Genomic DNA, 13,082 nt, shown 5'->3' on the forward strand with positions numbered 1-13,082 from the left:
GCAACCTCGTTCCTCGCGGTCATCCACATCGCTGCCGCCGCAGACTGGATCAAGTGCTAACAGGCCCTAGAGAAAATTTATAACCATTCTATTGCAAGATAGAATGATTATTTTTCTGTTCGTAAAGCATTCTAATCTGGCTGCTAGAGGCAGCTGGTTTTGGGTAGAAGGCTTTATCTTTTTGGCATGGCTGTCCGAGTATATTTATTTAAAAATCATATGCATGCTTGAAGTTAGAATATAAATAATATTTTATATATTTATTAATATTCTTGCATTTTAATGCAGTTATGAAACTTCTATGATCTCTTTTATTGTTTCAATGTAGTTTTCTTTTGTATTTTCTTTGCGGATACGTTCCAGTGCATGCTGATGAATGCTGTTCCATAAGTCTTTATCTTCATAAAGTCTTATAATGGCATCAGCAAAGGCCTGTGCATCAGATATATCGGCACAGAGCATATCTTCACTTGGTATCCACCCAACCTGCTCGCATAAAAGATTTGTTGCCACAATAGGCAACCCGTGTGCAGCGGCTTCGTGCAATTTATAGGGAATACCAGCGGCAAAACGTGTTGGCGCGATAAAGACCCGATGTTGATTATAAATCGGTGTGACATCTTCTACACGGCCCGTTACGGTAACACGTCGATTCTGCAACAGGGAGGTGAGATCAACACGGGGGCTGACATAGCCACAAATTGTTAATCTGACATTTTCTGGCAAACGTTTTTCCAGCAATGGCAGCACTGCATGCGTGAACCATTCGAGGGAATCAACATTTGGAGATTCCTGATCATGAAGAGAGCCTAGAAAGAGAATATTGTGCCGATCCTCCCACATTGGAGAGGAAAATAGAGGGGCCTGAAGATGCCCCAAAACACGTACATTCGAAAAATTATAGGATGCAAGAAGGTTTGCATCTTTTTTGTTTACGGCAACAATTTTGTCAGACATGAATAAATTCTTAAACTCATTTTTAAGCATGTCATCCAAAGTGTTTTGTGGTGCTTGCCCGCGCAGTTTCAGCCTGCGATATTCCCGTGGGGATGCGACGGCTTCTGTATCTGTCACAACCATACAGCTTTCGAGTGCATCAGCGCAGTTCATCAGAATTGGCGCCAGACGGTCTGTGTTATGGGTGCGGGCAATCCAGATGGTATGGTAATAACCAGCACGGGATTTGATGAAATCTTCCAGATTGGAAAGGTCTCTGTCCCATATAACTTCAGCTCGATCAGGAAAAGACATATAAATGTCTTCCAGTGATTCTGTCGGCTTGAAAATCGGATATACGGTTACGTGGCAACCTGCCGCAATCATGTTGCGGATAATATCATTGGAACGTGTAAAACCAGCGCCCAAAAAGCGACACGGCAACATGTCCTCGATAAAAAGAATGCGGGTCTGATTTTTCTGACAAGAACGTGCTTTTGTAATTAACCGTGGATTATAAAGGCTTTTTTGGCGCAAATAGCGCATATGTTTTTGGCGAAAGATATTCTGGTTGCGCGTCATCATGGATACGCCACTAGAGAAACTGGAAGTGCCATATTCGTAGTGGATAACAATAATGGACGGATCATACACCACATCAAATCCGGTTTCATGGATACGCAGGCATAAGTCTGTTTCTTCAAAATAGGCGGGGGCATAGTCTGTACTAAAGCCATCGAGATGGATCAGCAAAGACGTGCGCACCATTAAAAAAGCACCGGAACAGTAATCTACAGAGCGTACAAAATTGGCTTCTGGGGTATCTGGAAGCTGGTCACGTAAATAACCATTTACTCTCCCATCGCGCCACACAATGCTTCCGGCTTCCTGCAACAGGCCATTTGTTCTTACAAGTTTCCCGCCTACAGCGCCTGTGCCGGGTTCTTGTTGTAAGCGTGCAAGTGCATTTGCAATGGCTGCGGGCATCAGTTCTGCATCATTATTCAAATACAGAGTGAAGGGACCGCGTACTTTTTTCAAAGCCGCGTTGCAGCCCAACAGAAAACCAATGTTGCCCGGAAAACGCACAACCTCCAGGCCACGTACGTAACGTTCAATATGCCGGATTTCATCTGTAGATCCAGAGTCCACCAGAATAACCTGCATTGGCCCCGTATAATTGGTGCGGAGAGAGGCAAGGGTATTCATTGTCATGGTAAACAGATTATGCGCGACAATAATAACGCTGAGGCAAGGCTTGTCGTATGTAAAATCCAAAGTCTGTTTTAAAAGAACAGGCAAACGAACCCGACACATTTCACGGTAAAGTTTTTTAGAAATATCTTCACTGTTTTTAAGGGTTTCCAGAGTGTCTTCTACCCGGCCATCATGCGCAACATAATGGGTAAAAACATCGCTGAAATGACCTTGGGCAATATCTTCCTGAACAGTTGTGTTGTGAAAGTATGATTGCAGATCAATATTTGCACTGGGTTTACGTAACTCGGAGATGCCATGGCGCAGGAAGTGTTCGTAACCATTACGAAAATCGCCCTGTTCAATGGCATTTTTAACGTCCGGATTTACGCTACCGTAAAAGTCTTCAGAAAAATAACAGTTCGGATTGTATTGAGTGGGGTCCGCATTTGCCAGGTAATGATGGAGTGCAGAAGACCATAGGCCAGATTTTAATTCTTTTTTAACGTCTGGATATGTTTCCAGATACCATTCTGGATCAAAATACCAGGAAAAGCGTGCTTCATGCATGCTGCCTGGCTTCAGGTTATGCATGCATTGTACAAAAGCACTCAGTTCTTCAATATGTTCAGGAGTGTTTTCAAGATAGATGTTTGGATTAAAAAACCATGAACCGGATAAAAATTGTTCATCACCCTTATTAAGATAATGATCGTACAGATTTTTAAATCCCTCTGCTTCCAGAGTGACCGGGCTTAGTAAAGGTTGACGCTTGAAGTAATATTCCTGAGAAAAAAGCCACGTTGGATTCTGGTAATTAAATCCTGTTTGACAATAATGATCAAATCCGGAAAGCCATGTTCCTTCTGCAACAGCATGCGCAATTTTCGGATAGCGTGTTAAATACCATTCCTCATCAAAATAAGGGTTAGGAGAATGGCGTAATGCACGACCGTTTTTTTGATAAAATTCCTCTAATGCTGCATCTCCTTCAATATTTAAAAATTGAAGGATGCTTTCATATTTTTTGGCATACCAAGTTGCATCAAATATGCTCCAGTCAATTTTTTTACCAGTTAACGTGAAAGACATAAAAATACCCTGAAAATATGGCTCAGGCGCAGAAATTAATAAACACCTATAAAAGTAACTTAAGGGTAATGCAGCAATAAAAATGTTACAGTATTATGATCTTGTTAAAAATCTTTTATTACAGTTTGTAAGCATATGCCATTTGTTGAAATAAATGGCATATGCTGCGTTATCTGAGTTAGAAAACGCTGTTGAATGCCACCTGAGGAGACACCGAAAAGCCAGTGTTATGGCCAGCAAAATAAGTTGAAACACCCGCGATAACCCCAAAGCGGGGAGACCAGTTGTATTCAACCGCCGGGGCAATCAGCCAATCTCCTGATGAGCTGTTAATGCGGTCTATGCGTTCTATTTTGCTGCTTGCTGGGTTGCGGCCTTTTATGTGGGATCCATCAGCCCAGTCTCGTGCCAGATCCATGGCCAGAACCCATTTCTGGTTAATGCCAAATTCTAATGAAAATCCGCTTTCCCCGTACATGCCGGGCTGTGCAGTGCCACGAAATCCAACATCAGTACCGTAGCTGGTAACATTGTGCAGATGTGCCGTGGTAAGTGCGCGGCGGAAAGTGCCCCACATACGCAACCGCAATTCATGCTGGCCCGGCAATGTGTAGGTGGACTGCTCCGTAAACGCCAAACGGAAGGTATAAACGCCAGATCCAACGCCATCTTCAGCACGGCCCAGTTTCTGATAGTCCCCTGTTGGAAAAGCCACACCAGCAAACACACTCAGTGCCGGAATATAGCGTGAAGGATCTGCATCCAGATAACGCCACATCAGGTCAACAGGCAGATCGCCCAACTTTAACCCACTGCTGGTGCCCGCCTTTTTCTTCCACAGATAGCTGATGGTTGGCGTGACCTGAATACTGATGGAATCCGTAATGGAGTATTTATACAGCGTAAAATTGGAAACAGATTGTTGGCGAGGGTGCAACGGATGGCTGTTTCCATTGGAATCCAGGTAACCTACGGGCAAATTATAGCTGACGTAAGGTTCCCATGCGAACACCCCGGCTTTGGACAATGCACCGGAAGGAGAAACAAGTGAGCCCGTATACCATTGTGGCCGGGCCTCCCCAGGTGCTTGAGACCCTGCGGCAGCACTGTTGCCTGTATCCGCCGCATGCGCTGCGGAAAGGCTTGCAGATAGAAGAAAAGAGCCAAGCAGGGTGCGGCAGAGCACGGGCCAATACCCGGTGTTGGTGCGTGGCTGGAAGTGAGAAAATACGCTGCCTGCCGGAATCATGATTTATCTGCTCCTTCATGGGGAACCAAGAAATCTTCCGTCAACACAACGGAAGGGACTGTTTGAGGCACGGCGTTATGTTCTGGGGTTTTCCGCATACGGCTCCAGCCCCATGAAAGCAGCAGGACCAGCAGGGGAATGGCGCATATTGTTGCGGTTCCAGTTGGGTAATCAAACGCCATGAGCCCAACGACGCCGATAAAGAAGGCAAGTGCCATCCAAGCCGTAAAAGGCGCACCCGGCATCGGGAAAGACGTGGGAGCAATTTCTCCAAGGCGGATTTTTTTGCGCAGCTGGATCTGGCACAGCACAATAAAACACCAGGTGCTGAGGATACCCAGTGAAGCCAGGCTGAGCATGATTTCAAAAATCTGGCTGGGCAGAAAATAATTCAGCACCACGCCCACCAGATAAATGGCCACGGTAGAAAGAATGGCTGCAGAAGGTACGGCCTGTTTGTTCATACGGGCCAGATAACGGGGGGCTGCGCCATCCAGCGCCATGGCCCGCAGCACACGGCCGGTGGAATACAGGCCGGAGTTTAGGCTGGAAAGTGCGGCCGTCAGCACCACAATGTTCATCACACTGTCAATGCCAGGCACACCCAGCTTGGAGAGAAAGGTTACAAAAGGGCTGGTGCCTGCCTGATACGTGTTCCACGGCAGCAACAGTACCAGCAGCGTAATGGTGCCCACATAAAAAATGGCAATACGCCAGATAACATTGTTAATGGCTTTGGGCAGAACGGATTTAACATCCTCACATTCACCTGCGGCCGTACCAATCAGTTCAATACTGGCGTAGGCAAATACAACGCCTTGCACCAAGACCAGCGCAGGCAAAAAGCCATGCGGGAAAAGCCCGCCATTTTGAGTGATCAGATGCAGGCCGGTTGCGTGTCCGTCCACAGGAAAGCGCAGAGCCAGAATTATCAGTGCAACAACCAGAAAAGCGCCCAAGGCCAGGACCTTGACCAAAGAGAGCCAGAACTCCAGTTCACCAAACCATTTTACGCCGGTCAGGTTCATGGCGGTTATCAGCACAAGGGCCAGCAGAGCAAAAAGCCATTGCGGCACATTGGAAAAAACCGGCCAGAAGCGCATGTAAAGTGCAACAGCCGTAATATCCACAATGCCGGTAACAGCCCAGTTAAAGAAGGCCATGGAACCCGCAATATAGGATGCCTTGGGGCCCAGAAATTCCCGTGTGTAGGAAACAAAACTGCCACTGGTGGGGCGATACATTACCAGTTCCCCCAATGCCCGCAGCATGAGGAAGGCAAAAACGCCACACACCAGATAGACCAGAGCAAGTGAAGGGCCAACAGCCTGCAGGCGTGATCCGGCACCCAAAAACAGGCCCGTGCCAATAGCGCCGCCAAGAGAGATCATCTGGATCTGACGTTTCCCCAAACCACGATGGTATCCATCTGCGGTGCGCGCACCTGTCTCGGCAGATGTATGCCCGTTTGTGGTGGGGGTCGTCGTCATTTCGTCAGCCTTAATTACAGTTTTATGTCAAATCCTCTGTCATATCGGGTGCATTGGATTTTGCAGGTTGTAAAGATGGAATTGTTAAATAATCGCAATTAAATTTGATATTGAAGTGTAATAACAATTCACATGCATAAGGAATATGCAGAGTACCTATCAATAAGAATGTGAATAGAGGGTATTTGTTTTGTTTTGATATAGAAACGAATTGTCATGTAATATTGATAGGTTGTGTAAAAACCCCGTTATTTTCTATTTTACGGAAGTAGAGAAAGTTGTGCGGAAGATGTTTTATCTTGCGGGCATAATAAAGCTGAGAGTGTAATGCCTAAAAGCCGCACGGGGGCTTTTACAGGTAGTAAAGGGGTCAGCAATTTCCATGCAATTTGGGTCAGCGTGTCTTCATTTTGCACAGGGTCAGGCAGGGAGAGGCTGCGGGTGCATTGGTTGAAGTCCGTGTAGCGTAATTTCAGGGTAATGGTGCGGCCTGTCAGGTTACGCTTTTGGCATCCTGTCCACACTTTGGCGGCCAGTTCCTGCAAGGCTGCGTGCAATTCCGCTGGCGCATGCAGGTCCTGTGCGAATGTTATTTCCTTGCCGATAGATTTGCGTGGCCTGTTGGGTTCTACAGGTCGATCATCCTGACCGCGGGCGATGCCATAATAAAAAGCGGCGGCTTTGCCAAAATGCTGGCGTAAGATTTCGAGTGAAAAACGGCGTAAATCTGCACCGGTATGAATACCCAAAGTATGCATGCGCCGTGCTGTGGCAGGCCCCACACCATGAAAAGCGTTTACAGGCAGGCTGGCAACAAAGGCTTCCCCCCGGCTGGGCGGAATAACAAATTGTCCGTTAGGTTTGCGATAATCTGAGGCCAGTTTGGCCAGAAACTTGTTGTAAGAAACACCCGCCGAGGCCGTAAGCCCGGTTTCACGCAAAATGGCGGTCCGTATTTCTTCCGCAATTGCTGTGGCGGAGGGGCGAGGAAGCAACGGATGTGTGACATCCAGATAGGCTTCATCTAACGAAAGTGGCTGAATAAGCGGCGTATACCGCGCAAAAATGGCGTGAATCTGGGCAGAAACTGCACGATAAACATCAAAACGCGGGGGTACAAAAATCAGTTGCGGGCATTTACGTTGTGCCTGAACCGAGGGCATGGCCGAGCGCACACCAAATTTTCGGGCCTCATAACTGGCAGCGGCCACCACGCCCCGTTCCTGGCAGCGGCCAACCGCTACAGGCTGGCCTTTAAGCGCCGGATTGTCCCGTTGCTCAACAGATGCATAAAAAGCATCCATATCAATATGAATAATGCGGCGCACACCTACTGTCATCACCCCTGTATGCTAACAGAAGGGCACACGAAAGGGAACAAACTGAAAACATATTTGGCTGAACATTCTGCCGGGTGGGCGTGCAGATCAAACAATCAGGCGGCTTTCATGTCACCCTCAAGTTGGTTCCACCGGACAATGTTGTGCTGGGCGTCCTTTACAAAAGCAGAATGGCGGATGCCATTTAAAAACAGGTTTTGTACAATTTTACCCAAGCCTTTGGTGGGGCGCCGGATCTGCATTAACAGTACGATACGTGTGTCCGGGGTGTTGTTGTGTACCTCATGCAAATATGTGTCATCAAACAGGATGCATTGCCCATTGTGCCACACCAGTTTCTGGCCTGCGACACGAATCCAGCATGCATCGGGATTGCGGGGCACGGAAATGCCCAAATGGCAGGTTACCAACCCTTTGGTCACACCATAATGTGGGGGAATAACGGCACCGGGTTCCAGCACCGAGAAAAAGGCGGAATTCAAATCTGGAATACGGGAGATCAGTTCGGCTGTTTTGGGCATGCGCGCGCAGTTTTCTGGTACTTTCACCCCATAACCATACAGGAAAAAAGATTTCCACCGTGTATCTGGGGCAATGCGTGTGTGATCTGGAGAAAGCGCCCGCAATGGCGGAATAGCTGTGCCTGCAGCATTCAGGGTATGAAATTCGGTGGCAATATCCTGCCAGTAACGCTGTAAAATTTGCGTCCACGGAAAAATGTCCGCAGCTAGAACAGGCATGTTGGGAATAAGGGAATCCCGCGCAATGAGTTTGTTAAACACAGGGCGCAGGGCTTTGCCGATCCGAACAAGGGCTGGGCGTTTATGGGGCTGGGAAGATGGCAGATCTTTCATGGCTTCTATCTGTGTTCTGGCTTGGGGAAGCGCGAACGAAAAGAGACCTGCCTTGCCTCATAACTTTCAAGAAAACGGCGCAGAAGGTCTCGCCTTACACGTAAGGGAAAAACGCTTCCAAATATTTAGTGTCATATTTTTCCTTAGAAAAAATCATATAGCTAATCAAGAGATCGGGAAGCCTTGTGAACTCTGATATTTTGAGGGTGCACGCTCCTGCCAGTGGGCCATGATATGTTTGGGCTGCATGTCCAGATCATGCCAGCGGGCGAGGGAAAGCGCTGCTGTGGCCGGGTAGGCCCCATAAACGGATGTGCGTTCGGAAGTTTTGGTAGGCACAACGCGGCTGGAACTGTGCGAGAGCCAGTAACCCGCCCCAGCCAGGCAGGCCCCCAATGTTGTAATGGCCGAGGCAAGGCGCATGCGCAGGCCCGCAAATGGCACCAATGGCCTGAGCAGGGCCTCCATATCCGCCGTGCGTTCATTCTGTGCGGCTTCCGTTGCCAGCAGAAGCCGATACTCCGTTGTGGTGACAGAAAGTGCACAGCCGACCCGAATATCCAGCGCAGGCATTTCCAGCGCTGCCATATCTGTCAGCGCATCATGAAAGGTTTGTGCAACAGCCAGAAATTCCCGCCGGAAGCATGGTAAAAACAGGCCGCCAGATGGCCCCGTTGCGGGGGTGCGGGGGCTTGTCTGGATTCCGGCAAGGCGGCGAATGGTCCAAAGTGTCAGCCGTTCGCTGCAGGCAAGATCCGTCAGGTAAACAGGTGAACGTGTCATGGCGCATTCCTGAAGGCAGATGCCTTCATCCTTTATGTGGCGTGTGCGATGACTCTATGTAGATGATAATAATTCTCATTATCAATATAAAAATGCATCAACTTTGCTCACGCTTGCGCGGGTAGCCTGTTTTTTCTGCTTTTCTTGTGGCCGGGCTTGGGGCAGTACACAAGGTATGTCTGTGCTTGCTTCACTCTCTCTTCCATTCCTGCGCCGCTTAGATCCGGAACAGGCCCATGAACTGGCTTTGGATGCCCTGACACTGGGTGTATCTGTGCCCATAAAGCGGCCCAAGGATGATCCCGCTCTGGCCACACGTACGCTGGGGATGCGGTTTTCCAACCCTATTGGCATTGCGGCCGGGTTTGATAAAAACGCCCGCGTTCTGCGCCCTCTGGCACAATTGGGTTTCGGGTTTGTAGAAGCCGGAACCGTAACGCCACGCCCACAGGCGGGTAATCCTAAGCCCCGATTGTTCCGTCTTACAGAAGATCGGGCGGTTATTAACCGCATGGGCTTTAACAATCAGGGTATCAACAAGTTTGCCGTGCGCTTGGCACGCTTGTCCCGCCCGTTGCCATCTGGCCGTGGGGGAGGGGCCGGGGTGCCCGTTGGTGCCAATATCGGCATTAACAAAACCGGGGCAGACCCGGAGCGTGATTATCCAGAACTGGTGGCCCGCGTTAAGCCATACGTCAATTACATTGTGCTGAATGTGTCCTCCCCCAACACGCCGGGGCTGCGTGGGTTGCAGGATGCCGCCCGCCTACGTGGGATTCTGGATGCCATTTCTGCCCGCCATGCAGAACGTCCGCCTTTGCTCATTAAACTGGCGCCGGATCTGGAAGATGATGCTGTTGGCCCGATTGTGGAAGCTGCCGTGGCAGGTGGTGCACAGGGGTTGATTGTTACCAACACCACGCTGGCCCGTCCTGCATCCCTGCAAAGCCCGTATCGGACAGAGGCAGGTGGGCTTTCTGGCCGTCCGCTCAAGCCACGTGCTACGGAAATGCTGCGTCTGGTTGCACAGGCTGCGGCGGGGCGTCTGGCATTGGTGGCCTGTGGCGGTATTGAAAGTGGGGAAGATATTCTCACCCGTATCCGCCTTGGGGCTGATTTGGTGCAGGTTTACACCGCATTTGCCTATGAAGGCCCCGCACTGGTTGGGCGGCTGAAGCGGGAGATGCAGCACATCATGCGTGCGCAGGGCATTGAAACGCTGGATGATATTCGGGGTAAGGATCTATGACAGCACAGCAAACCGTAGAAGATATGCAGCAGATTACAGGCCTTGCCGCGCTGGCAGATCAGTATGATGGCTATATTATAGATCTATGGGGCACGGTGCATGACGGTGTGCAGCCATACCCCGGTGTTGTGGCCTGTTTGCAGGCCCTGCGTGCCTCGGGCAAAAAAATTGTCATGCTTTCCAATGCGCCTCGCCCGGCAGATGTGGTGTGTGCGCAGCTTGAAATGTTCGGTATCTCGCGCGAGCTGCATGATGGCGTGATGACAAGTGGTGAAGAAACCCGCCGCTTGTTAAAAGCGCGGACAGACCCTTGGTTTGCCAAGCTTGGCCCCAAAGTGCTGCATATTGGCGGCACGCATGATCTGGGCCTGTATGATGGGCTGGATGTGCAGCGCGTGGCCCAACCCGCAGATGCTGATTTTATCATGAACACCGGGCCGGATGCCGAACGCGGCGTCGGCTCACTGGACCCCTATTTGCCAGAACTGCGTGCATGTTTTGAACGGGGCCTGCCAATGATATGCGCCAACCCGGATATGGTTGTGGTAAAAGGCGGCAAGCGGCAGATTTGTGCCGGTGCGCTTGCAGCCTTTTATGCAGAGCAGGGCGGTAAGGTAAGCTGGATTGGCAAGCCATACCCCCGTGTGTACGAACCTGTTTTTGAGATGCTGAATGTGCCACGCCAGCGTATTCTGGCTATTGGCGATGCCTTGGCAACCGATATGCGTGGTGCTGCTGCCGTGGGTGTGGCCGGTTTGTGGATTCTGGGGGGCATCCATCAGGAAATGATTGGGGATGACATTCAGTTGGCGCAGGAAGAAGCCAAAGCTGCGGGTTTGGCTCCGACGGCTGCTATTAAAAGGTTGGTGTGGTGAGTGCGCAATCTAGCCTGCCGGCAGTTGGATGTGGTGCCGTTATTCTGAATGATGCAGGCCATATTCTGCTGCTGCGCCGCCTTAAACAGCCAGAAGCAGGCTGCTGGGGGCTACCGGGCGGGAAGGTGGATCCGTTTGAAACCGTACCCACAGCCGTTATCCGTGAAGTGCAGGAAGAAACCGGCTTAAACGTCCAGTTGGGCGCGTTGCTTTGCGTGGTGGATCAGATTGATCAGGCTGCTGGCGCGCACTGGGTTGCCCCTGTTTACAGGGTGCAGAACTACACAGGGCAGCCACATATCTGCGAGCCACATAAACATAATGGGCTGGAATGGTTTGCGCTGGATGCGCTGCCTCAGCCCCTTACCATTGCCACACAGCAAGCTGTGGCTGCCCTGAAAGATCTGGCCGCCTAAAACAGCGCCATACACGCGTTGCCTGATTTAAAAATCAGGCAACGTCTGGGCCAGCAGGCCACCTTGGCGCAGCGGTGCCACGCGGCGGGCCAGGCCGGTGGCATCTTCTGTTTCCACCATAATCCCGCATATTGTGGCTTCGCCTTCAGCGGGTTGCAGGCGTTCACCCGGCATTTTACGCACAAAGCGCGTAACTGCGGGTTCCTTGGTCATGCCAATAACGCTGTCGTAATCTCCACACATACCAGCATCGGTCTGGAATGCCGTGCCACCTGCCAGTATCCGATGGTCCGCCGTGGGTGTGTGCGTGTGCGTGCCAACCACCAGAGAAACACGGCCATCCAGCATATGGCCCATTGCCCATTTTTCACTCGTGGCTTCTGCATGCACATCTACAATGGCGGCCTGAATGGTGGTGCCAAGGCGATGCTTGTTCAGCAGTTCATTCATGCAGCGGAAAGGGTCATCCAGCGGGTCCATAAACAGGCGGCCCATCACGTTAACCACAAGCGCTTTGCGGCCATCTGCCAGTTCCACCACCACGCTGCCTTGGCCGGGGGTGCCCGGAGGATAGTTGAGTGGGCGCACAATGCGGGGTTCGGACGTAATATGCCCGATCAGATCGCGTCGGTCCCACGCATGGTTGCCAAGGGTGAGCACATCCACGCCGCCTTGCAGCAGAGAGGTGGCAATGGCGGGGGAAAGGCCAAAGCCGTGGCTGGCGTTTTCGGCATTCACCACAACCAGATCCAGCGCCAGTTTTTCACGCAAGTCTGGCAGGCGGCTTAAAACAGCCTCTCGGCCTGTGCGGCCTACAATATCACCCAGAAAAAGGAGTCTCACGCCAAAGGTTTCCTGTGCTTGCAGTTAGTCAAAACGGAGAATCTCCTTTTCAGTCACAATACAGGAAAGTGGCCTGTCATACGGGCCGGCAGGCAGACTGTCTAATTCCTGGCAAGATGGCGCATACCCGATACTGAGCGCATCAGGCAGAGCGGCCAGAGTGCGGTCATAATATCCACCACCATATCCCAGCCGGTTGCCGGTGCGGTCAAACCCCAGCAAAGGCACCAATATGATGGCGGGTTGCAGCACAGGTCCTGCGGGAAACTCTGTGCCAAAACGGCCTTGCATCATAGGGGTATCGGGCGTCCAGCGCCGAAAAATAAGGGGCTGCCCACGTGGTGGTGTTTCGGGCAGTACCAGAGTCGCGCCTGCGTCCACCAATATGTGGCACAGTGGGCATAAGTTTACCTCATGCGGCAATGGCCACACGCCGGCAACAATGGCGGGCAGCAAGGGGCGCAAAAGTATATGTAAATGGGTGAGAATCCCGCTGTCCAGCGCCTCATCACGCGCCTTTAGCGTGGCCATGCAGTGCTGGCGCAATTCTTTTTTGCGCGCGGCAACAGCAGGCGGATCACCTTGTGGGGAAGAAATGTGCGGAGCCACCATGAACCGTGGGTCTTTCAACCTCCAGGACCTGCGAGTGCAGGTGGGCACCGGATAATGTGACCAGGGCCACAACAGAGCCAGCTCCCTAGGAAGTGCTTATCGGCCCAGGGGATGACTTGCCTCACGCGTTGGGCAGCCCCGCCTCA

11 protein-coding genes and 1 other RNA gene are annotated in these 13,082 nt (G+C 51.0%); 3 read left to right on the forward strand and 9 right to left on the reverse strand.

The genetic code is table 11. The features are described from left to right. Positions 1–288: 288 nt before the first annotated feature. From CSR02_RS00330 to CSR02_RS00355, 6 genes are all read right to left on the reverse strand, one after another. A complete protein-coding gene (locus CSR02_RS00330) occupies positions 289–3,225 on the reverse strand; it encodes a glycosyltransferase (RefSeq protein ID WP_099540032.1) in 2,937 nt (978 codons plus the stop codon). 178 nt (positions 3,226–3,403) lie between these two features. Next, positions 3,404–4,474 carry a hypothetical protein gene (locus CSR02_RS00335; RefSeq protein WP_042787137.1) on the reverse strand — a complete coding sequence of 357 codons (1,071 nt, stop codon included), beginning with the start codon at positions 4,472–4,474 and terminating at the stop codon, positions 3,404–3,406. Continuing rightward, positions 4,471–5,964, reverse strand: coding sequence for an amino acid permease (locus tag CSR02_RS00340; RefSeq protein ID WP_099540034.1), 1,494 nt, complete (start codon positions 5,962–5,964; stop codon positions 4,471–4,473). Before CSR02_RS00340 ends, CSR02_RS00335 begins: the two co-directional genes overlap by 4 nt. A gap of 260 nt (positions 5,965–6,224) precedes the next feature. Then, positions 6,225–7,304 carry a DNA polymerase IV gene (gene dinB / locus CSR02_RS00345; protein WP_042787135.1) on the reverse strand — a complete coding sequence of 360 codons (1,080 nt, stop codon included), beginning with the start codon at positions 7,302–7,304 and terminating at the stop codon, positions 6,225–6,227. A gap of 95 nt (positions 7,305–7,399) precedes the next feature. Beyond that, a complete protein-coding gene (locus CSR02_RS00350) occupies positions 7,400–8,158 on the reverse strand; it encodes an aspartyl/asparaginyl beta-hydroxylase domain-containing protein (protein ID WP_099540036.1) in 759 nt (252 codons plus the stop codon). Positions 8,159–8,323: 165 nt separating this feature from the next. Next, entirely contained in the window at positions 8,324–8,941 is a 618-nt protein-coding gene (locus CSR02_RS00355; RefSeq protein ID WP_099540038.1) for a hypothetical protein, read from the reverse strand. A gap of 175 nt (positions 8,942–9,116) precedes the next feature. Here CSR02_RS00355 and CSR02_RS00360 point away from each other — a divergent pair, with 175 nt between their 5' ends. Genes CSR02_RS00360 through CSR02_RS00370 form a run of 3 tightly spaced genes read left to right on the forward strand, consistent with a single transcriptional unit; the run spans position 9,117 to position 11,481 of the window. Beyond that, positions 9,117–10,190, forward strand: coding sequence for a quinone-dependent dihydroorotate dehydrogenase (locus CSR02_RS00360; RefSeq protein WP_042787132.1), 1,074 nt, complete (start codon positions 9,117–9,119; stop codon positions 10,188–10,190). Beyond that, the gene (locus tag CSR02_RS00365; RefSeq protein ID WP_099540040.1) at positions 10,187–11,065 is read left to right on the forward strand and encodes a TIGR01459 family HAD-type hydrolase; all 879 of its coding nucleotides are present in this window, start codon (positions 10,187–10,189) and stop codon (positions 11,063–11,065) included. The genes CSR02_RS00360 and CSR02_RS00365 overlap by 4 nt, the downstream gene beginning before the upstream one ends. Then, complete coding sequence (locus tag CSR02_RS00370; RefSeq protein WP_183172661.1) at positions 11,059–11,481, forward strand: NUDIX hydrolase; 423 nt, start codon at positions 11,059–11,061, stop codon at positions 11,479–11,481. Before CSR02_RS00365 ends, CSR02_RS00370 begins: the two co-directional genes overlap by 7 nt. A 27-nt stretch (positions 11,482–11,508) precedes the next feature. On the opposite strand, the gene CSR02_RS00375 is transcribed toward CSR02_RS00370, so the two are convergent. From CSR02_RS00375 to ssrS, 3 genes are all read right to left on the reverse strand, one after another. After that, positions 11,509–12,324, reverse strand: coding sequence for a TIGR00282 family metallophosphoesterase (locus CSR02_RS00375; RefSeq protein ID WP_099540044.1), 816 nt, complete (start codon positions 12,322–12,324; stop codon positions 11,509–11,511). A gap of 24 nt (positions 12,325–12,348) precedes the next feature. Further along, entirely contained in the window at positions 12,349–12,936 is a 588-nt protein-coding gene (locus CSR02_RS00380; protein ID WP_042787127.1) for a 5-formyltetrahydrofolate cyclo-ligase, read from the reverse strand. Beyond that, positions 12,923–13,078, reverse strand: a non-coding RNA gene (ssrS, locus tag CSR02_RS00385) — 6S RNA. The genes CSR02_RS00380 and ssrS overlap by 14 nt, the downstream gene beginning before the upstream one ends. Positions 13,079–13,082 lie beyond the last annotated feature (4 nt).

The organism is Acetobacter pomorum (genome assembly GCF_002738225.1).
In the GTDB taxonomy this organism is placed as follows: domain Bacteria; phylum Pseudomonadota; class Alphaproteobacteria; order Acetobacterales; family Acetobacteraceae; genus Acetobacter; species Acetobacter pomorum.